This is a genomic window from Clostridium sp. KLE 1755 (assembly GCF_000466465.2).
In the GTDB taxonomy this organism is placed as follows: domain Bacteria; phylum Bacillota; class Clostridia; order Lachnospirales; family Lachnospiraceae; genus Eisenbergiella; species Eisenbergiella porci.
In genome coordinates this window covers 41,686-61,695 of sequence record NZ_KE992737.1, presented here as the reverse complement: position 1 = coordinate 61,695, position 20,010 = coordinate 41,686, and the positions used below count along the sequence as shown (strand labels likewise).

Genomic DNA, 20,010 nt, shown 5'->3' with positions numbered 1-20,010 from the left:
CCCGGCAGTTCACAACCCGAAGGAATGAAGGGAAGAAAAAGTAACAGTTCAGCTGCCAGAACCGTTGCAGGAAAGGAAACTGAGAATGCAGCAGCTGTTGGAAGACATAAAGAAGAAACAGTTCAAACAGGCTTATCTGCTTTATGGGCAGGAGGCCTACCTGAAGAACCAGTACAGGGACAGGCTGAAGGAAGCGCTTGTACAGGAAGGCGATACCATGAATTTCACCGCTTTCAGAGGAAAGGATGTGAATTCCGGCGAAGTGATTGACTTGGCGGAAACCATGCCCTTCTTTGCGGACAGGCGTGTGATTCTGATAGAGGACAGCGGCCTTTTTAAAAAGGGCGGCGAACAGCTGGCGGATTATATGAAGGAGCCTGCTTCCTCCGTGTGCATCCTGTTCATAGAGTCGGAGGTTGATAAGCGCAGCCGGCTGTTTAAGGCTGTCAGGGACTGCGGCTGTGCGGTGGAATTTGCCACACAGGATGAGACTACGCTGAAGCGGTGGATTCTGGGCAGGATTAAGAAGGAGAATAAAACGATTTCTCCTGCGGGCCTGGATTTTTTCCTGCAGAAAACAGGGTCCGACATGGAAAATATCAGCAGGGAGATGGAGAAGCTCTTCTGTTATACACTGAAAAAAGACAGCATTACCGAGGCAGATATAGAAGCGGTATGCACGCATCAGGTAACCAGCCAGATTTTTGACATGGTCGAGGATATTGCGCTGAAGAAGCAGCGGGAGGCGTTGAAGCTGTATTATGATCTGCTGGCGCTGAAGGAACCGCCGATGCGTATCCTGTTCCTGATAGGAAGGCAGTTTAATCTGCTGCTCCAGGTAAAGGAATTGAAGGCAAAGGGCTATGACAACAGGAAAATCGGGGAAAAGACAGGGCTTCACAGCTTTATAGCGGGTAAATACGTAAGCCAGGCTTCCCGTTTTAAAAAGGAAGAGCTGCGTGAAGCGCTGGAAGCGTGCGTGGATACCGATGAGGCGGTAAAAAGCGGGCGGCTGAACGATACGATGGGTGTTGAACTGCTGATTGTAAGGTACAGCTCCGGAGTAAACAAAAACAGCGATGCAGGTTAACTGCATTGAAAATCCGCATTGAAAATCCGTTGCCCACGTTTTGGTAAAAGGTTTCGGATCCTGGACGGGTTTGTGTAAAGACGGCTATTATGGTTCAGGGCAGGCAGTTTTCAGACACACTTCGGAACAGCAAAGGAGAAAAGGTATGAGCGGTATTATTTCTGTAATCATATGGATTGTAATCATGGCGGCTGTATCCGGCGTATTGAAGGGAAAAAGTAACGGTTCGGGGACTAAGGACCGGAATCCCTATAACAAGAACGGCACTACCGTACCACCGCAGAATACCTGGAACAACGGGAATGCAATGCCGCAGAGCCGCGCGGCACAGCCGGATTATTCCGCAGGTACGGTTCCGGAAAAGCACAGGCACGGTGCAGTGAAAGGAACTCATCAAACACCGCCGGCATCAATGGCAACAGAAAAGCAGGCCAATATGTCAACGACTGATTATCTGCGCCAGAAGGCTGTGCTGGATGAGGCGGATCACCTGCAGGATAAGCGGCAGGAGGAAATGCGGACCAGATGGGAGACTGGCGGTCTGCCTTCTGCACAAAGATTATATGAGGGTGACAGCGTGCCCCAGGGCATGCGGGTGATAAAATGCTCCTACTGCGGTGCGGAAAATCTGGTGCCGCAGGGAAGCAGACAGAAGTATACCTGTTATTTTTGCAGGGAAGAATTATAGGAAAGAGGCGGGAGCCGCTGTAGGGGCGGCGGGACGGTTGCTGGTTAAAAAAGTCAATAAAGGCAAAAAGATTTTTCACCGCCCAAGCTGGGCGGATTAAATAACATGGGCGCCAAGGTGCGCAGAAGGGAGAAAATTATGAGTAAAATTGATGAAGTAAGAGCGGAAATGGTAGCTGCCATGAAAAATAAGGACAAGGAGAGGAAGGATACGCTTTCCATGCTTCTTGCGGCGCTGAAGAACAAGGCCATTGACAAAAGAGAGGATTTGACGGAAGCGGAAGAAAATGAGGTCATTAAGAAGGAAATCAAGCAGACCCAGGAAACAAAGGATCTGGCTCCCGCAGACAGGGCGGATATTGTAGAGGAATGCGAGAAGCGCCTTGCGGTACTCAGGGAATTTGCGCCGGAGGAAATGAGTGAAGAGGCCATCCGGAAAGAAATAAATGAGGTTCTTGCCGGCCTGGGAATCGTAACGCCAACTGTGAAGGACAAAGGGAAAATTATGAAGGAGCTTATGCCGAGAGTCAAGGGAAAGGCGGACGGCACCCTTGTCAACAGGCTTGTGGGAGAAGCTCTTGTCCAGCCGTAATACCCGGCTGGCTTCATACCTGCCAGATATGGTTCTCCAACCGATGTTTAATAAAATAACGGCAACTATAATGCTGCCGGACAGCTGTAAATAAATCAAAAAATACCTCTGATGGGAAAAAATTTCTGTCAGAGGTATTTTTTGATCTTTTAATAAAATACCGCCTGTACAGGAGGCTGTTTGAATGAAATATAACAGGATATTTTTAGAAGGTTTTTAGAGAAGTATATGTTACGCTTTAATAACTGTTAAACAGGTTAACGCATTTAGCTGCGCAGGCCAGCATGAAGCGCTACCCGTAACATAAGAAAGTGGTTCAGTAGTGCTAAAATCCATCGCCGAAGGCAATTAGGATGGATATTGGCAGTAATTGTGAGGAAACTAAATATTTACATGCTTTTTATAGTTAAAGCAAAGAATGACAAAATCTTATTGGATTATTTTTTAATGCAATTTAGAAAAAATTTTAAACTTTTTTCCTTTTCGGAGCATCTAATCTATAAACAAACATCATTACCATATAAAAAGTATGACATAATAAAAGAACTGATATCGGGCAGAACAGGTGCCGCAAGGGATAAAAGGGGCGCAGGATGGAGGAAGAATCTATGGCAGAAAGAATTAAAAGCAGAGCGGGTTTGATAGCAGTAACCGTGGTTTTAATCGTGATTTCCGCATTTTGTATAGCAGGTACGGTGAAAGGACAGTCGAGGGATGCCTTCCGTGAGGAGGACGGATATTACAGCCGCCTTGAGGAGGATTACCTGGCTCAGGTCAGGAAGATTTTGAAAGAAGAGGGCTATGCCAATTCAGGGCTGACCCTGACCTTCAGCAGGGACGTGAGGGGAGAGAAGACCTATCTTCTGAAAATCCATAACAGAAGATTTGAAAATCTGGATAAATCAGAGATACAGGGTATTCTTGAACGTATAGGCAAAGTGGAATTCGGTGCGCCGGACTGCAGGATTTATCAGGAATTTTTTTAACAAATCAGTCAGGACACAGTACGGAACATAAGAGATGTGCGGACTGCGGGCATGTTTCAGTTATCTGGACTGTGACAGCTGTAATGAATTTCCTGAATCCCCGGCAATTGGGGAATGACAGAACACAGGTTTTGGGGTATAATAAAGCATAATCGATGCCGGCCGCCGGATAAGGGACCGGCTGTTTTTAATGAATCCGTCTGTCATTAAGGGCGGAGCTGTATAAGCAGATGGGAGAAGTGAAATGGACAGAATCCCCGAACCAAATGAAATTTATCAGCATTTTAAAGGAAATCTCTATCGTGTAGTCACGCTTGCCACGCATTCGGAGACCGGAGAGGCTATGGTTGTGTATCAGGCCCTGTATGGTGATTTTCAGGTATTTGTAAGACCTCTTTCCATGTTTGTCAGCGAGGTTGATCACGAAAAGTATCCTCAGGTACAGGCAAAATACCGTTTCACCCTTGTGCCCCAGATTATGGATAAGCCGTCTGGAGCGCCGGTTGGAGAAACCGGATCGCCAAAGGCATGTGCGGAGGATTCTCCTGAAGAGGCAGAAGAAGAACTTAATCTGGATCCAATGCTGGTAGAGTTCCTGGATGCTGATACCTATGAGGATAAGCTGAATATTCTGGTGGGGTTGCACAGCCGTATCACGGACGATATGCTCAATACCATGGCGGTTTCCCTGGATCTGGAGCTGGAAGAAGGGGAACTTGAGGATCGCTACATGACGCTTAAGAACTGCATCGTTACTCTGGAAAAATATGAGTGCAACAGGCTCAGATAGAATTTTTTCCGGGCAAAGGCGGCAGCAGTAGAAAGAGCGGCAGTAACAGTCAGGAGAATAACTGTTTTTATGAAATATAAAGATATCGTGAAAGGAACCTTTATAGAACGGCCGAACCGTTTTATCGCTTATGTGGAGATTGACGGCAGGCAGGAAAAAGTACACGTTAAAAATACCGGCAGATGCAGGGAACTGCTGCAAAAGGGCGTCACAGTCTATCTGGAAAAAAGCGGCAACCCCGAACGGAAAACAGCCTACGATCTGGTGGCGGTGGAAAAGGGCGGGCTGCTTGTCAATATGGATTCGGCTGCACCGAATCTGGCTGCCGGGGAATGGCTGGCATCAGGAGGCCTGCTGGCTCCGGTAAAGCTGATAAAGCCGGAATGTACTTACGGGAATTCCCGTTTTGATTTCTATGTGGAATCGGAAGCTGTGAAAATGTGGCTGGAGGTTAAGGGGGTAACATTGGAAACGCAAAGGACGGCACTGTTTCCGGATGCCCCCTCTTTGCGTGCCCTCAAGCATGTGGAGGAACTCATCCAGGCTAAGGAAAACGGATATGAAGCGGGGATACTGTTCGTGGTACAGATGGAAGGAATCCGCCGTTTTACGCCTAACTGGGAAACGCAGCCTGCTTTTGCCCAGGCGCTTGAACGGGCGCAGGAGGCTGGTGTTGCTATTTACGCCAGAGGCTGTCATGTGACGCAGGACAGCATGGAAATCAGTTATGAGATCCCCGTTGTTCTGAAACCCGAAGCCAAAAAGCAGGAATGTTTCATTCAAACTGCCAAAGGACGAAGTATGGCAGACAGGCCTGCCGTATGCGAAGCGGATAAAAATGAAAATCTCTGCGATATTGCGCAGCCGCTGTTGAAATGGTATGATGGACACAGGCGGGTGCTTCCCTGGAGAGAGAATCCCGCGCCTTACCGCGTGTGGGTTTCGGAGATCATGCTCCAGCAGACAAGAGTGGAAGCCGTCAAGCCCTATTTTGAGCGTTTTATGGAGGCGCTTCCGGGAATACCGGAGCTGGCGCAGGCACCTGAGGATAAGCTGCTCAAGCTGTGGGAGGGACTTGGTTATTACAACCGTGCCAGGAACCTGCAGAAGGCGGCGCAGGCAATTATGGCGAAATACGGCGGCCGGATGCCGGACAGCCGGGAAGAGCTGCTGAAGCTTCCGGGGATAGGCAGCTATACGGCGGGAGCGGTGGCTTCCATCGCATATGGACGGGCGGTGCCGGCTGTGGATGGCAATGTGCTGCGGGTAATATCCAGATACAGGGCGGACGGCAGGGATATGCTCAATGATAAGGTGAGAAAAAGCGTGGAAGAGGATCTGAAGGCGGTAATGCCAAAGGATCGGCCGGGGGATTTTAACCAGGCGCTGATGGAGCTGGGGGCCGTTGTCTGTATTCCCAACGGCGCGCCGAAATGCGGGGAATGTCCGTGGGAATCCTCCTGTAAGGCGCACATAGAGGGCAGAGAAACAGAATTTCCTAAAAAGGCGGCAAAGAAGGCAAGAAGTATTGAGAAAAAAACGATCCTTGTCATTCAGGATGCCATGAGAGCCGCCATCAGGAAAAGGCCCGCAAAGGGAATGCTGGCCGGAATGTATGAATTCCCGTCGGAGGAAGGGCATCTGGGCCAGGAGGAGGTACTTGCCCTGCTTAAAGAAAAGGGTCTGCATCCTCTGAGGATACAGAAGCTTCCTGATTCCAGACATGTTTTTACCCATAAGGAATGGGATATGATTGGCTATGCGGTACGCGTGGATGAACTGGAGCCCGTAGGGGGAACGCAGGAGGGACTGCTGTTTATTGAGCCTTCTCTGACGGAAAAAGAATATCCCATTCCGTCGGCCTATGCGGCTTATACCGGATATCTGCAGATACGGCTGGGAAATGATAAATTTGAAGAAAAGAAGTGAGGAAGGGACAAAAGCGAAACAGATTCTCCCTTTCTGAAAAGATCGCGGGTGAAACCGCGCAGGCGCCAGGCGCCAGATAGGAGCAGATATGAAACTGTTGTCTATAACAGTACCCTGTTATAATTCTGAAAAATATATGAGGAAATGTATTGATTCCCTGCTTCCGGGCGGAGAGGACGTGGAAATCCTGATTGTGGATGATGGCTCCACAGATGCCACAGCCACGATTGCGGATGAATATGCGGAAAAGTATCCCTCCATAGTCAAAGCCATCCACAAGGAGAACGGAGGCCATGGCTCAGCGGTAAATACAGGCATCGAGAATGCAGCGGGGCTGTATTTCAAGGTGGTGGACAGCGACGACTGGGTTTCTGATACGGCTTACAGGGAAATACTTGACAAGCTTACGGAGCTTACAGGCGGCGAGGAAGTCCTGGATATGCTGATCGCCAACTATGTATATGAAAAAGAAGGGGAAAAGCGCAAAAAGGTAATCCGTTACCGCCATGTGCTCCCGGAGGACGAGATTTTTACATGGAATGATGTGCACCGGTTCCATAAAGGACAGTACATCCTTATGCATTCCGTCATTTTCCGTACAAAGCTTCTGAAGGACTGCGGGCTGAAGCTGCCGGAACATACTTTTTATGTGGACAATCTTTTCGTGTTTGAGCCGCTGCCGTACGTGAAGAAAATGTATTATATGGATGTGAATTTTTACAGGTATTATATCGGCCGCGCGGATCAGTCCGTAAATGAAAAGGTGATGATCGGGAGAATCGATCAGCAGCTGAAGGTAAATAAAATCATGGTGGATTATGTGACTGCCAAAAAGCAGTTTCTGGCAACGCATAAGAAGCTGCGCAATTATATGCTCAACTACCTGGATATCATTACCACGGTGTCGTCAATTATGCTGATTTGTTCCGGTACGGATGAGAATCTGGAAAAGAAAAACGAGCTGTGGAAATATATCAAGCAGAAGGATCCGTTCGTTTTTTTCAGGCTGCGGTATGGGCTGCTGGGCAGTTATACCAATTTGCCCGGAAAGGGCGGCAGGAAGATCTCTGTGGAGGGCTATAAGCTCTGTCAAAGGTTCTTCAAATTTAATTAGAGCGGCGCCGTGGCGGAAGAAAAAGGCCTCCCGGGGAGGGGATCTCCTTGCGGTCCTTTGCCGGAGGCGGTCAGAGCGTCGGGCAGGTGTTGGCAGCGGCTGCTGTTAGACTGGGCATTGCGATGAGCCTTGGGCGAAAATTGTGTCAGGAAAGCCTTCCACAATTTTAAGTCTCATCTCCATAGTCTAAAAAGCAGCCGCTGCCAACACCTGCCCGGCGCCCTGACCGCCTCCGGCAAAGGACCGCAAGGAGATCCCCTCCGGGAGGCCTTTTTCTTCCGCCACGGCTGGGGTAGTGGGGACGGAAGGGCAAAAGGGCGGAAGGGCAAAAGGATGGAAGGGCAAGGGGTGTGGAGGAAGTTGTTTAGGAGTGGGCGGGGAGATGGGGGATGTGGTTATAAAAAGGAGGCAGGTAATCTGGTCGGTTACCTGCCTCGCGTATTGTTTTGCTTTAAATATTTTGCATAGAAGCTTTTTTCATAAATCATAAATCAACGGATTTTATGCGCGGCTCTTGCAGCACGTCTTGCGGTTCTGTATTGTTTCAGGTAGATGAGTACGTCGTAGTGGTAAACGATTCCGTACATGGCTGCGGCCATGACAAAAGCGGTAAGTACGTCGAAGACGGAATGCTGCTTCAGGAACATGGTTGCCAGGATAATGGAAACACAGAGAACCCCGGAGGTTCTGCGCAGCCATTTTTTCCTGCCCAGTTCTGAGCGGGAGAGTGCGAAATGCGCGCCCAGTGAGTTATATACGTGTATGCTTGGCCAGAGATTGGTGGGGGTATCCGTTTTGTAAAGCGAAGCGACCATCTGGGTAAAGATATTGTCCCTGGGCATTACGGCGGGCCTTAAATGGTGTCCGTTGGGGAAAAAGGTGGAGACCAGAAGGAATACCGTCATTCCGGTGCAGAGAAAGATGGCTGTTCTGTAATAGTCATCCTTATTGTGCAGAGCCAGGTACAGGACAACTGCCGGTACGTAGACAAACCACAGGAAATAAGGGATGATGAAAACCTCGTTAAAAGGAATATAGTTATCAACCGCCATATGGATTACCTGATATTTCCATATATGTCTTTGCTCCAGCCAGGAGAACCAGGTCATATATACGAAGAAGTATAATGCAAAGGGAAGAATGTGTTTGTATTTTTCATAGATGTTTTTCATAATATTCGCCTCTTTGAAGGTCCCTGGTGTTCATTCCATGTGGGCAGTGCCGACGGAACAAAGAACGGGGAGGATCGGATTAGCAGTTAGCGTTAATGTTCATAGTTACTATGTAGACAGGAGGACAGCCGTCTTTCTGAATGGCTCTGCCAATCAGGAAGCATCGGATGTTCATCCGATGGGAATACAGGTGGAAAAGCGGTCCTATGAGCCGGCTTTTGTATCAATATTCCCGCAGGCCTGAGTTGCTACGTTTAATAATAGAAACGGAGCAGCTGCTTTGAACAGCTGACCGTAATATCGTCCGAGCGGCAGGCTACCTCGCCGTCGGTATGGACCCATAAAGGAGCGGAGGTGCGGATATGTATGGTCTGGCCGCCGTAACGCTCCACGCCATTGTAGCGATAGTGCTTTCCCTGAAAAGCGGTAGGAAGGACAAGCAGCACCTTCCATTTGGGCACGCCGCTGACCGTACACAGATCCAGCATGCCGTCCGCCGCATCCGCGCCGGGGCAGAAGTAGAAGCCGCCGCCCTCGTAACAGTGGGACATGCAGGCGATAAACATCAGGCCGGGGAGGCGGATGCTTTTTGCCGAAGGGCTGTTTTCATCTATAACCAGCTCAGCGCTGTCTCTTCCTGAGCGCATCAGCTGTTTCAGGGCGATTCCCAGATAGGTTAATTTGCCCAGACCTACTTTATTCAGGAAATCCTTCATGCGTGACTTCATGGCTTCCTGGCATACGCCGGCGTCAAAGCCGATGCCGCAGCTTACGAGGAAACGGCGGTCCGGCGGTACGTCCGCAGGCTGGGAGGCTTCGGGCAGGTATGCTGTATTATAATGAAGAAAACCCACATCCATCCGCCGTTCGCGGGCGGAGGAGAGTATGCGTTCCAGGGCTTCCAGGGGATTCCGGCTGATGCCTGCATCGCGGGCCAGATCGTTGCTGGAGCCGGTGGGGATATAGCTGAACCGCGTCCTGGAAAAATCCGCAATTCCCTGCACCGCTTCGTTTGCGGTTCCGTCGCCCCCCAAAACAACAAGGTGGACGTCCTCTCCTTCCGGAGACAGGGAAGAAGTAAGCTGCCGGGAAAGCTTAACCATGTCGCCCGGGCCTTTTGAAAAAAAGACCTGATAAGGAATCTTCCTTTCCTCAAGGACAGGCTTTATCCGTTCCCAGTATTTCTGCCCTCTCCCGGAACGGGAGGCAGGATTTACCAAAAATGAATACATATGAATCTCCCCGGCTTTCCCTCAAATATTACAGTCCGGCCTCCGGAGGCTGTCCTGTAACCTCATTATTACTGATTTTCTAAGGTTGTATTGTAGCAGAAATGAAATGGCAAGTAAAGTGAAAAAGGGCAACTTAAGAAAAGTATAAGAATAATTTTATATTTGCATTTAATGGAATGTATGCTATAATCATCCCAACGCAATTTAATATATTAACGCGCCGCAACAGATGAATCGTAGCGGACATACTTATGCAGGAGGTAAAAGGATGTATTCTCTGGATGAAGTGAAGAAGACAGATCCGGAAATCGCGCAGGCGATTGTGGATGAGCAGGAAAGGCAGAACAGCCATATCGAGCTGATCGCTTCCGAGAACTGGGTGAGCAAGGCTGTAATGGCGGCAATGGGAAGCGTGCTTACCAACAAGTATGCGGAAGGCTATCCGGCCAAAAGATATTACGGCGGATGTGAATGTGTGGACGAGGTTGAGAACCTTGCCATTGAACGTGCGAAGAAGCTGTTTGGCTGTGATTATGCCAATGTACAGCCCCACTCCGGTGCACAGGCCAACATGGCGGTTCAGTTTGCCGTCCTGAATCCGGGAGATACCGTTATGGGTATGAATCTGGATCACGGCGGACATCTGACACACGGCAGCCCGGTGAATATGTCCGGAAAATACTTCAACATTGTGCCTTACGGCGTGAATGATGAAGGCTTCATCGATTATGACAGAATGAAACAGCTCGCCAGAGAATGCAAGCCTAAAATGATCATTGCAGGGGCTTCCGCCTATGCAAGAACCATAGATTTCAAAGCCTTCAGGGAAGCTGCCGACGAAGTGGGAGCCTGCCTGATGGTGGATATGGCCCATATTGCGGGCCTGGTTGCCGCAGGGCTTCATCCCAGCCCGATCCCCTATGCGGATGTGGTAACGACTACAACCCATAAGACGCTGCGCGGACCCAGGGGAGGCATGATCCTCTGCAATAAGGAAGCTGCGGAGAAGTATAATTTTAACAAGGCTATTTTCCCCGGGATCCAGGGAGGCCCCCTGATGCACGTAATCGCTGCAAAGGCCGTATGCTTTAAGGAAGCGCTCAGTGACGACTTTAAGGTGTACCAGCAGGGAATCATTGATAATGCCCAGGCGCTGTGCAAGGGGCTGATGAGCAGAGGAATCAAAATCGTATCCGGCGGCACGGACAATCACCTGATGCTTGTGGATCTGACCAACGTTGATCTGACGGGCAAGGCGGTGGAGAAGCTGCTTGACGAAGCGCATATTACCTGCAATAAGAACACCATCCCCAACGATCCCAAGTCCCCGTTCGTAACCAGCGGCGTCCGTCTGGGTACGCCGGCCGTTACCTCCAGAGGCATGAATACGGAGGATATGGACAGGATCGCAGAAGCGATTGCACTGGTGATCAAGGGCGGCGAGGCAAAGATTCCGGAAGCGAGAGCGATTGTGCAGACATTGACGGACAAATATCCGCTTGTGTAATAAAAAGAGGAGAAATAACGGGGCGGCATGCCCCGTTATTTTTAAGTTGAGGTAATTATGAAAAGTAAAGGAAACACCCGGATTGTATTGAGAAACCTGCGGGATGCAAACGGCATGTTTTCAGAGGATGCGCTTAAGCTCCTGGCGCTTGTGACCATGTTTCTTGACCATGTGGGGGCCGGGCTGCTGAAGTATTTCCTTGTTCACACCATCCCTGAAGGCGGCGCGGCCTGGCAATACTGTGATGCGGCGTATCAGATTCTGAGGACTGTGGGACGTCTGTCCTTTCCCATATATTGCTATCTTCTGCTGCAGGGCTTTCTGCATACAAGGAGCGTGGCCAGGTATGCCCTGCGTCTTTTCCTGTTTGCCCTTTTGTCGGAGGCTCCCTTTGATCTTCTTTTTTATGGAAAAATGACAATGGCGCACCAGAATGTGTTCTGGACGCTTCTGGCCGGGCTGCTGACGATGGCTGCGGTAAGGCAGTGCCGGGAGCGGCTGAAGTCACAGGTTTTTGGCGGGCTGTGCAGCGCCGCTGCTGTGGCGGCGGGAATGACGGCGGCCGGACTGTTGCATACAGACTATGGATACAGCGGTGTTTTCCTCATTGTTGTGCTGTATTTGCTGCGCGGGGACAGGAGCCTGCAGTGTATCCTGTCCCCTGCGCTTTTTCTTGCCTCTTATTTCATCGGCGTTCCGTTGGGACTGCGCAGCCTGGAGAATGCGGTGGACAGCCTGGGGATAGAGGGCTTCTGCATTGCCGTATTCCCCCTGATCTATTTATGCAACGGAAAAAGATATATAAAGGGGCATAAATATTTCTTTTATCTCATTTATCCGGTGCATATGCTGATTTTGCTCCTGCTGAGATCTTTGCTGCTGTTTTTGCTGTAACGTATAATTGAATGCATATTTATGCAGTGTCAGGCGGATTGTATTTCTAAAAGTACAATCCGCCTGTAAATTTTTGTTGCTTTCCCGGAAACCCTATGCTACAATATCTCTCGGTGACACACAATTGTTTGCAGTGGAAAGACATGATATGATAAGGGCCTGAAGGCATGAAAACAGCCCGGGATACAGGATGAGGAATATGCAGAAGACGAGCGATTATTATGTAGTAAAACAGAAGGCGGTGCCTGAGGTCCTGCTGAAGGTAGTTGAGGCAAAGCGCCTGCTGGAATCAGGAAAAGCGGCGACAATACAGGATGCGGTGGAGAGAGTGGATATCAGCCGGAGCTCTTTTTACAAATATAAGGATGATATTTTTCCGTTCCATGATACCGCACAGGGTACCACAATTACGTTGTCCATGTCAATAGAGGATGAGCCGGGGCTTTTATCGGATGTGCTGAAGGTAATTGCGGATTTCGGGGCGAATATTCTGACAATCCATCAGAGTATCCCCATTAACGGCGTGGCATCCTTAAGCATCAGCGTCCAGGTGCTCAGCACGACGGGAGATGTTTCCAGGATGCTGGAAACCATGGAAGAGCGAAGAGGCGTCCGTAACGTCAAGATATTGGCGAAGGAATAGAATTTCATAAAAGTGGCAAGACGGAGGAAGAGATATGATAAACGTAGCAGTTCTGGGATACGGTACGGTAGGAAGCGGTGTTGTTGAAGTTATTGAGACGAACAAGGATGTCATTGACAAAAGGGCGGGACAGGAGCTGCATGTGAAATATATCCTGGACCTGAGGGATTTTCCCGGAGATCCTTATGAAGACAGGATAGTGCATGATTACAATATCATCCTGAACGACCCTGAGGTATCCATTATATGTGAAACCATGGGAGGCAACGAGCCTGCCTTTACTTTTTCCATGCAGGCCCTGAAGGCCGGGAAGAGCGTCTGCACCTCCAATAAGGAGCTGGTGGCAAATCATGGGGCCGAGCTTATCCGCACGGCGCGTGAGAATGAATGCAACTATCTGTTTGAAGCCAGCGTGGGCGGCGGCATCCCCATTATCCGTCCGCTGAATGTAGCGCTTACGGCAGAACGAATTGAGCTGATTAACGGTATCCTTAACGGAACCACCAATTATATACTGACTAAAATGGCGGAAGAGGGAAGTGATTTTGATTCCTGTCTGAAGGAAGCGCAGGATAAGGGCTATGCGGAACGCAATCCCGAGGCCGATGTGGAGGGCTATGACGCCTGCCGTAAAATCGCCATCCTTTCCTCCCTGATGACCGGGAAAACCGTGCGTTACGAGGATATTTACACAGAAGGAATCACGAAAATCACAAAAGAGGATTTCCTCTATGCCAAAAAGATGAATAAATTCATCAAGCTTCTGGCCAAGAGCCGCGAGCTGGACGGCGAATATTATGCCATGGTGGCGCCCTTTATGATCGGGGAGAAGAATCCCCTGCACAGTGTAAATGATGTTTTTAACGCTATTTTCATCAGGGGCAATACCCTGGGTGACTCCATGTATTACGGAAGAGGCGCCGGAAAGCTGCCTACCGCCAGCGCGGTGGTTTCCGATGTGATCGACTGTGCGAAGCACGGACGCAAGCACATCATCTGTATCTGGGAGGAAGAAAAGCTTTCCCTTAAGAGCATGGAGGATGCTTCCCGGAAATTCTTCGTACGTGTTTCCGAAGGCTCAGAGGATGCGGTAAAGAAGCTGTTCGGAGATGTGGATAAAATAGAAGCGGAGGGAATAACCGGTGAATACGGCTTTGTGACCTCTGTTATGACGGAAAAGGAATTTGCGCAGAAGTCGGCGGAGCTTCCCGGATTTATCAGCCGGATCCGCCTGGAAGAGGACTAGAATGTATGGCAGGCCGCGGCAGGCGGCGGAATCGAGGAATGAATGAAATATGTGGTGGTGCTGGGAGACGGGATGGCAGATGAGCCCATCTCCCGGCTGAACGGAAAAACCCCTTTATCGTATGCAAAGACGCCGGCGCTTGATGCGCTCAGTAAAAAATCCGAAATCGGTATGGTAAGCACCATACCTGAAGGCATGAAGCCCGGCTCCGACACGGCGAACCTGTCGGTAATCGGCTATGATCCCAGGAAATATTATTCGGGCCGTTCTCCGCTGGAGGCATTGAGCATCGGGGTTCCCATGCAGGATACGGATATTGCCATGCGGTGTAATATAGTAACGCTTTCCGAGGAAGAGGGAATCCCTTTTTCCAAAAGGAGAATCCTGGATCACAGTTCCGGGGAAATCAGTACGGAGGATTGTGCGGTGCTGCTTCATGCCGTGATGGAGAAGCTGGATCGTGACCCTTATCATTTTTATGTGGGAACCAGCTACCGCCACTGCCTGATTTGGCAGAACGGCGAGGTGGAAGAGCTGACGCCCCCGCATGATGTGCTGGGCAGGGAGATAGCCCCTTATCTGCCGGCTGACAGAATGCTTTATGAAATGATGGAAAAAAGCTATGAGATTTTAAAGGATCATCCTATTAATAAGGAACGCAGGAAAAACGGGTTGAATCCCGCCAACTGCTGTTGGTTCTGGGGGGCGGGAACCAGGCCCGCACTTCCCTCCTTCCAGGAGAAAACCGGGAAAAAGGGCATCATGATATCCGCGGTTGACCTGCTGAAGGGGATTGCCGTGGGCGCGGGGATGGATGTGGCGCAGGTGGAAGGAGCCACCGGCGGTTTACATACGAATTATGAAGGAAAAACGCAGGCGGCGGTGGACGCCCTGATAAAGGACGGTTATGATTTTGCCTATATTCATATAGAAGCGCCGGATGAGATGGGCCACCAGGGCAGCGTGGAAAAGAAGCTGCAGGCCATCGAATATCTGGATGCAAGGGTGGTGGGACCGCTGACGGAAGCCCTTGACAGGAGCGGAGAGGCTTACAGGCTTCTGGTCATGCCGGATCATCCCACGCCGATAAGGATAAGGACCCATACGGCGGAAAGCGTGCCCTATCTTTTGTACGACAGTACCAGCCCGCAGAAGAATGACTGGAATTATAATGAAGCAGAGGCTATCCTGAGTGGGAATTTTATCCCTGAAGGGTATAAGCTTATGGATAAATTCCTGGAAATCAAACAGAAGATGCATCTGTAAAAAGCCCTTGCCGGCGCCCGGCCGCCGGTCTGGTTCCAAAGCATAAAAAAGAAAGGAAAAAAACGCCGTATCAGGAGGCGTGAGGATAGGTTATTATTATGAAGGTTGTGAAATTCGGAGGAAGCTCCCTTGCCAGCGCTGAACAGTTCGTAAAGGCAGGCGATATCATCAATTCTGACAAGGAAAGGAGATTTGTGGTGCCCTCCGCTCCCGGGAAACGCAGCAAAAAGGATACCAAGGTAACGGATATGCTGTATGCCTGCTACGCCGCCGCACAAGAGGATCAGCCTTTTCAGGATCAGCTGAAGGCGATTGAAGCAAGATATGAGGAAATTATCAAGGGGCTTTCCCTGGAACTGTCCCTGAAGGAAGAATTCAAAGTCATTTTAGATAATTTTAAGAAAAAAGCGGGAAAGGATTATGCAGCTTCCAGAGGAGAATATCTGAACGGCATCATCATGGCGGCCTATCTGAAATTTACTTTTATTGATGCGGCGGAAGTGATTTTCTTTGACGAGGACGGGAATTTTGATCCGTACAAAACGGATAAGGTGATGTCTGCAAGACTGGAAAAAGAAGAGTATGCGGTAATTCCCGGTTTTTACGGCGCTATGCCGGACGGAACTGTCCATACTTTTTCCAGGGGAGGTTCCGATATTACAGGATCCATCGTGGCAAAGGCTGTTCATGCGGAGGTTTATGAAAACTGGACTGATGTTTCGGGTTTCCTGATTGCGGATCCCCGTATCATCCCCAACCCCGTAGGCATCGATACCATCACCTATAAGGAACTGCGGGAGCTTTCCTATATGGGGGCAACGGTTCTCCATGAGGACGCTATTTTCCCTGTAAGAAAGGAAGGGATTCCCATCAATATCCGCAATACCAATGCGCCGGACGATAACGGGACATGGATTGTGGAAAGCACCTGCCAGAAATCCAAATTCGTCATTACGGGAATTGCAGGAAAGAGGGGCTTCTGTTCCGTCAATATTGAAAAAGACATGATGAATGCGGAAATCGGCTTTGGCCGCAAGGTGCTCCAGGCCTTTGAGGACAGCGGCATTTCCTTTGAGCATGTGCCTTCAGGCATCGACACCATGACAGTTTTCGTGCATCAGGATGAATTTATGGATAAGGAGCAGAAGGTGGTGTCCGCCATCCACCGTCTTGCCCACCCGGATACCATTGATATTGAATCCGATCTGGCCCTTATTGCAGTTGTGGGCCGCGGCATGAAATCCACAAGAGGAACGGCCGGCAGAATCTTTTCCGCCCTTGCCCATTCCAATGTTAACGTAAAAATGATTGATCAGGGCTCCAGCGAGCTGAATATCATCATCGGCGTAAGAAATGAGGACTTTGAAACGGCAATCCGTGCGATTTATAATATGTTTGTGCTTGTTCAGATTTAACATACGGATTTGATACAGGCAGTCTAAAAAGAAGAAAGCGTGAAATTCCATGGCTCACGGCCGGAATTTCACGCTTTTTGTGCCTGTGGGCATTCAGATGCCGCGGCTGCGCTCATTTATTCTGCATCTGTTTCAGTTTTTTCAGAACCCAAGATCCTCGGCAACCAGGAATACTTTAATCCGGCCTGTATGGCCGCTGCGCCTTGTTATAACTAGCTGGTTGCAGAAACAATCGGGAGACAGACAGTCTCCGCATTTCCCCGTGGCTGCGCAGGGCGTTTGGCGGTTCAGGCGGACGGCATTGGGCGGGCAGGCCATGGTGCGGACACGCTGGACGGCGCTTTCCAGGGAAGCTGTCACCTTATTCATCCCCACAATGAGCATCACATGCCTGGGGCCGTGAATCAGGCAGCTAACCCGGTTCCCGTTTCCGTCAAAGTTCACAAGCTCCCCTTCATAGGTAATTGCATTACTGCTCATAAAATAGTAATCGGACATAACGGTCCGGGCATAGATTTCACGCTGTTCCTCCGGTGTTTTGGCTTCAGAACGGTCAATCAGCCGGTAATTTCCCTGCTTCAGCGCATCCATCATCCCGCTCTCCTGTACGGAAGCGCTTCCGCCCCAGGATACAACGCTGCCTTCAGGCATCATCTCAAGTATTGCCCTGACGCAGGAAGCGCTGTCTTCGAAAAAGTACCCTTCCATATTTCTTTTTTTCAGATTGGCGATAATCCCCTCACAGGCCCTGGCAAAAGCTGTTTGTCTGTTGTCCATATGTAACCCTCCGTTCCGCCGCCGTATAACCGGCGGCAATTGTTATTAATGATAGTGTAAGGCGTAAAAAGAGCATTGTCAATTTATGTGGGGATAGGGAATAGAAGAACAAGAAATTGAATTATCAGACAATTCATATAATTATATACAATATACATATAATTAAAGCTTATTTTTATTGGAAATGGAAAAATAACATTTTTTATTAAAAAAGACAAAAAATATATTGACAATTCTTATTTATACAGATATAATGAAGTCACAAACAAGGAAGAAACAAAAAAATATAGAGGAAAGGAAGGTACAGACCACCGAAAACATAAACTTTAATCTTTAAAAACAAAATTTTTAAAGAAATAATCAGACAGCGAAACACAACTTAATAAGGAAAGCCTTAAAGATTGTTCGATAAGAGAAAAGGATTTTCTTTCACGAGAAGGACTTTAGATTGAAGGAACCGTGGTTATCTGACAGGCTGGTAACTGTAAAAAAGATTCTTTTGAGAACGAGAAAATTTCTGACAGCAAAGAAAATTATCTTTAGTTTAAAGAAACGACATAAGCCGACATCTTTAGTTTAAAGAAAAGGTTCTGAGAGCCAAGGAAACAGTATCCTTAGTTGAAAGAAGTAATTTATTATAGATGGCAGTCAGATAAACAAAAAGAGCCGTCATTTTAAAGAAATCCGGGAGAGAAAAGAATAGAATCTTTAAGAACAATAAAATATATACTTTAAGGACGATGCTAAGGACCGAAGCAGAACGAGTACACTTACTTGAGTGACGAAGAATCATCATAGAAATAAGATGAATACCGTTGCAGTACACGAGTACAAAGAGTAGGAAGAGTGGAAAGAAAAGCGGAGGAGAAAAATGGAGGAAGAGGCCATTGGATAGCATAGTTTAGGAGCGGGTGTCAAGAATGAAAAATGATTGATACCCGCTTCTATTTGTGGTACTGTTAAAACAGAAAATCCAGAGTTGGTAATTCAAGAATAATAATTCAGAGTTCGCATAAGCCTGAGGACTCTCATATTGCTGGCGGGGCGCTGCTTCGGCGGCTCTAAATCAGGCGGCTGCAAAGAATGAATCAGTTAAGTTATGTAAAGGGGTATTGGAATGAACCGGAGAGATATGCGGAGAAAAAGAAGGGTCAGAAACCAGATTATATCATATATTGTGGCAGTGCTGATTCTGGCCGGAATCGTGACGGGCGGAGTGATGGGGATCCGGTCGATAGCCAGCGCCATGGAGGAGAAAAAAGTGGCGGAGGAATCTCAGGCGCAGGCAGAATCTCTGGCTCAGGAGGAAGCAATGATGCAGTCGCAGACGGAGAATGAAACAGGAGAAGCACAGACGGAGACGCCGGTTGAGAATGTTCCATCTAAGGAAGAACTGCTGGAGGAACTGGTGGAATCCTGTGTAGCCAATATGAGCCTGGAGGATAAGGTGGCTGGTTTGTTCATAGTTACGCCGGAGCAGCTGACCGGAGTAACTAAAGCGGTTCAGGCAGGTTCAGGTACGGAGGAGGCCCTGAAGAAATATCCGGTAGGGGGCCTCGTATATTTTGCGCAGAATATTCAGTCCGCAGAACAGCTGAAGGAAATGCTTTCCAAGACGGCCGGTTATGCGACCTATCCTCTTTTCCTGGGAGTGGATGAAGAGGGCGGCAGTGTCGCCAGAGTGGCGGATCAGCTGAAGCTGGCCAATGTGGGACCGATGGCGGATATTGGAGCGGGCGGTGACGCATCCGCTGCATATACGGCGGGACAGACAATTGGCACTTATCTCGGAGAATATGGCTTCAATCTGGATTTTGCGCCGATAGCGGACGTATTGACCAATCCGGACAATAAGGTGATTGGGGACAGAGCCTTCGGCAGCGATCCGGCAGTGGTGTCCCAGATGGTTGCAAGCGCCGTACAGGGACTGCAGGATACGGGGATAAGCGCCTGCATCAAGCATTTCCCAGGACATGGAAATACGTCGGGGGATTCCCATGAAGGCTCTGTGAAAACGGACAGGACGCTGGAAGAAATGCAGGCGGCGGAGTTCCTGCCTTTCCAGGCCGGGATTGATGCCGGGACGGATATGGTGATGGTAGGCCATATTTCGGCGCCGGGTCTGACGGACGGGGATGCGGAACCGGCGTCCATGAATGAGAAGATCATTACGGATATTTTAAGAAAACAGTTGGGTTATAACGGCATTGTAATTACAGATGCCATGAATATGTCTGCCATTTCCGAATATTATGCGGCGGATGAGGCGGCAATAAAGGCTTTGAAGGCAGGCGCGGATATGATACTTATGCCGGAGGATTTCGTGAAGGCGTACGAAGGCGTTGTGGCGGCGGTTAAGGACGGGACGATTGATGAAAACCGTATCAATGACTCGCTCAAGAGAGTGTACCGGGTGAAGTATGCGGGGACGCTGGAGGAGTAGAGCGGAGCGGCGGATGCCCTGAGGCAGCAGGCGGCAGGCCGTAAGCCGTAATAATGGAACCGGCCGGACAGCAGAAATAAAAAAATAAAAAAATTTGAAAATATAGTTGACAACAAATTAAGTTTATTGTATAGTAATACTTGCCCGTCGGACAGGCGGGCAGGTACATCACAAAAGGATATATTGAGTGATGTCAGAATGCGATAGTGGCGTAGTTGGTAACGCGC

At 49.1% G+C, this 20,010-nt stretch carries 18 protein-coding genes; 15 read left to right on the top strand and 3 right to left on the bottom strand.

Features of this window, described 5'->3' with window-relative positions; genetic code table 11:
- Positions 1 to 85 precede the first annotated feature (85 nt).
- From holA to HMPREF1548_RS19040, 8 genes are all read left to right on the top strand, one after another.
- Entirely contained in the window at positions 86 to 1,090 is a 1,005-nt protein-coding gene (holA, locus tag HMPREF1548_RS19075) for a DNA polymerase III subunit delta (protein ID WP_021638107.1), read from the top strand.
- 145 nt (positions 1,091 to 1,235) lie between these two features.
- Positions 1,236 to 1,778, top strand: a complete 543-nt coding sequence (locus HMPREF1548_RS19070; protein WP_021638106.1) for a hypothetical protein — start codon at positions 1,236 to 1,238, stop codon at positions 1,776 to 1,778.
- Positions 1,779 to 1,916: 138 nt separating this feature from the next.
- A complete protein-coding gene (locus tag HMPREF1548_RS19065) occupies positions 1,917 to 2,369 on the top strand; it encodes a GatB/YqeY domain-containing protein (RefSeq protein WP_035322966.1) in 453 nt (150 codons plus the stop codon).
- A gap of 360 nt (positions 2,370 to 2,729) precedes the next feature.
- Positions 2,730 to 3,011, top strand: coding sequence for a hypothetical protein (locus HMPREF1548_RS19060; protein WP_157065714.1), 282 nt, complete (start codon positions 2,730 to 2,732; stop codon positions 3,009 to 3,011).
- Positions 2,978 to 3,355: a hypothetical protein gene (locus HMPREF1548_RS19055; RefSeq protein ID WP_025490724.1), complete on the top strand. Its 378-nt coding sequence runs from the start codon at positions 2,978 to 2,980 to the stop codon at positions 3,353 to 3,355. The genes HMPREF1548_RS19060 and HMPREF1548_RS19055 overlap by 34 nt, the downstream gene beginning before the upstream one ends.
- Before the next feature lie 244 nt (positions 3,356 to 3,599).
- A complete protein-coding gene (locus HMPREF1548_RS19050) occupies positions 3,600 to 4,145 on the top strand; it encodes a DUF1653 domain-containing protein (RefSeq protein ID WP_021638101.1) in 546 nt (181 codons plus the stop codon).
- A gap of 69 nt (positions 4,146 to 4,214) precedes the next feature.
- Positions 4,215 to 6,074: an A/G-specific adenine glycosylase gene (gene mutY / locus HMPREF1548_RS19045; RefSeq protein ID WP_021638100.1), complete on the top strand. Its 1,860-nt coding sequence runs from the start codon at positions 4,215 to 4,217 to the stop codon at positions 6,072 to 6,074.
- Between the two features lie 88 nt (positions 6,075 to 6,162).
- Positions 6,163 to 7,188, top strand: a complete 1,026-nt coding sequence (locus HMPREF1548_RS19040; RefSeq protein WP_035322939.1) for a glycosyltransferase family 2 protein — start codon at positions 6,163 to 6,165, stop codon at positions 7,186 to 7,188.
- A gap of 491 nt (positions 7,189 to 7,679) precedes the next feature.
- Here the strand turns inward: HMPREF1548_RS19040 and HMPREF1548_RS19035 are convergent, their stop codons facing one another.
- Both HMPREF1548_RS19035 and HMPREF1548_RS19025 read right to left on the bottom strand, forming a co-directional pair.
- On the bottom strand, positions 7,680 to 8,360 hold the full coding sequence (locus HMPREF1548_RS19035) for a phosphatase PAP2 family protein (protein WP_021638097.1): 681 nt from the start codon (positions 8,358 to 8,360) through the stop codon (positions 7,680 to 7,682).
- Between the two features lie 254 nt (positions 8,361 to 8,614).
- On the bottom strand, positions 8,615 to 9,592 hold the full coding sequence (locus HMPREF1548_RS19025) for a diacylglycerol/lipid kinase family protein (protein ID WP_021638095.1): 978 nt from the start codon (positions 9,590 to 9,592) through the stop codon (positions 8,615 to 8,617).
- A gap of 268 nt (positions 9,593 to 9,860) precedes the next feature.
- On the opposite strand from HMPREF1548_RS19025, the gene glyA reads away from it, so the two are divergent.
- From glyA to HMPREF1548_RS18995, 6 genes are all read left to right on the top strand, one after another.
- Positions 9,861 to 11,099 (top strand): serine hydroxymethyltransferase, encoded by a 1,239-nt coding sequence (gene glyA / locus HMPREF1548_RS19020; protein ID WP_035322934.1) that lies wholly within the window; start codon positions 9,861 to 9,863, stop codon positions 11,097 to 11,099.
- Between the two features lie 57 nt (positions 11,100 to 11,156).
- A complete protein-coding gene (locus HMPREF1548_RS19015) occupies positions 11,157 to 11,993 on the top strand; it encodes a TraX family protein (RefSeq protein ID WP_021638093.1) in 837 nt (278 codons plus the stop codon).
- 199 nt (positions 11,994 to 12,192) lie between these two features.
- Positions 12,193 to 12,636: an ACT domain-containing protein gene (locus HMPREF1548_RS19010; RefSeq protein ID WP_025490730.1), complete on the top strand. Its 444-nt coding sequence runs from the start codon at positions 12,193 to 12,195 to the stop codon at positions 12,634 to 12,636.
- A 34-nt stretch (positions 12,637 to 12,670) separates the two neighbouring features.
- Positions 12,671 to 13,882 carry a homoserine dehydrogenase gene (locus HMPREF1548_RS19005; RefSeq protein ID WP_021638090.1) on the top strand — a complete coding sequence of 404 codons (1,212 nt, stop codon included), beginning with the start codon at positions 12,671 to 12,673 and terminating at the stop codon, positions 13,880 to 13,882.
- A 42-nt stretch (positions 13,883 to 13,924) separates the two neighbouring features.
- Positions 13,925 to 15,148 (top strand): cofactor-independent phosphoglycerate mutase, encoded by a 1,224-nt coding sequence (locus tag HMPREF1548_RS19000; protein WP_021638089.1) that lies wholly within the window; start codon positions 13,925 to 13,927, stop codon positions 15,146 to 15,148.
- Between the two features lie 95 nt (positions 15,149 to 15,243).
- Positions 15,244 to 16,563, top strand: a complete 1,320-nt coding sequence (locus HMPREF1548_RS18995) for an aspartate kinase (RefSeq protein ID WP_035322931.1) — start codon at positions 15,244 to 15,246, stop codon at positions 16,561 to 16,563.
- 141 nt (positions 16,564 to 16,704) lie between these two features.
- Here HMPREF1548_RS18995 and HMPREF1548_RS18990 read toward each other — a convergent pair whose 3' ends face one another.
- On the bottom strand, positions 16,705 to 17,340 hold the full coding sequence (locus HMPREF1548_RS18990) for a lactate utilization protein (RefSeq protein ID WP_021638087.1): 636 nt from the start codon (positions 17,338 to 17,340) through the stop codon (positions 16,705 to 16,707).
- Positions 17,341 to 18,457: 1,117 nt separating this feature from the next.
- Here HMPREF1548_RS18990 and HMPREF1548_RS18985 point away from each other — a divergent pair.
- The gene (locus HMPREF1548_RS18985; RefSeq protein ID WP_021638083.1) at positions 18,458 to 19,783 is read left to right on the top strand and encodes a glycoside hydrolase family 3 protein; all 1,326 of its coding nucleotides are present in this window, start codon (positions 18,458 to 18,460) and stop codon (positions 19,781 to 19,783) included.
- The last annotated feature ends 227 nt before the right edge of the window (positions 19,784 to 20,010 follow it).

What these genes read in the sequence shown, in the direction of transcription:
- holA (WP_021638107.1), top strand. Translation starts at nt 86, where the DNA reads ATGCAGCAGCTGTTGGAAGACATAAAGAAGAAACAGTTCAAACAGGCT.
- HMPREF1548_RS19070 (WP_021638106.1), top strand. Translation starts at nt 1,236, where the DNA reads ATGAGCGGTATTATTTCTGTAATCATATGGATTGTAATCATGGCGGCT.
- HMPREF1548_RS19065 (WP_035322966.1), top strand. Translation starts at nt 1,917, where the DNA reads ATGAGTAAAATTGATGAAGTAAGAGCGGAAATGGTAGCTGCCATGAAA.
- HMPREF1548_RS19055 (WP_025490724.1), top strand. Translation starts at nt 2,978, where the DNA reads ATGGCAGAAAGAATTAAAAGCAGAGCGGGTTTGATAGCAGTAACCGTG.
- HMPREF1548_RS19050 (WP_021638101.1), top strand. Translation starts at nt 3,600, where the DNA reads ATGGACAGAATCCCCGAACCAAATGAAATTTATCAGCATTTTAAAGGA.
- mutY (WP_021638100.1), top strand. Translation starts at nt 4,215, where the DNA reads ATGAAATATAAAGATATCGTGAAAGGAACCTTTATAGAACGGCCGAAC.
- HMPREF1548_RS19040 (WP_035322939.1), top strand. Translation starts at nt 6,163, where the DNA reads ATGAAACTGTTGTCTATAACAGTACCCTGTTATAATTCTGAAAAATAT.
- HMPREF1548_RS19035 (WP_021638097.1), bottom strand. Translation starts at nt 8,360, where the DNA reads ATGAAAAACATCTATGAAAAATACAAACACATTCTTCCCTTTGCATTA.
- HMPREF1548_RS19025 (WP_021638095.1), bottom strand. Translation starts at nt 9,592, where the DNA reads ATGTATTCATTTTTGGTAAATCCTGCCTCCCGTTCCGGGAGAGGGCAG.
- glyA (WP_035322934.1), top strand. Translation starts at nt 9,861, where the DNA reads ATGTATTCTCTGGATGAAGTGAAGAAGACAGATCCGGAAATCGCGCAG.
- HMPREF1548_RS19015 (WP_021638093.1), top strand. Translation starts at nt 11,157, where the DNA reads ATGAAAAGTAAAGGAAACACCCGGATTGTATTGAGAAACCTGCGGGAT.
- HMPREF1548_RS19010 (WP_025490730.1), top strand. Translation starts at nt 12,193, where the DNA reads ATGCAGAAGACGAGCGATTATTATGTAGTAAAACAGAAGGCGGTGCCT.
- HMPREF1548_RS19005 (WP_021638090.1), top strand. Translation starts at nt 12,671, where the DNA reads ATGATAAACGTAGCAGTTCTGGGATACGGTACGGTAGGAAGCGGTGTT.
- HMPREF1548_RS19000 (WP_021638089.1), top strand. Translation starts at nt 13,925, where the DNA reads ATGAAATATGTGGTGGTGCTGGGAGACGGGATGGCAGATGAGCCCATC.
- HMPREF1548_RS18990 (WP_021638087.1), bottom strand. Translation starts at nt 17,340, where the DNA reads ATGGACAACAGACAAACAGCTTTTGCCAGGGCCTGTGAGGGGATTATC.
- HMPREF1548_RS18985 (WP_021638083.1), top strand. Translation starts at nt 18,458, where the DNA reads ATGAACCGGAGAGATATGCGGAGAAAAAGAAGGGTCAGAAACCAGATT.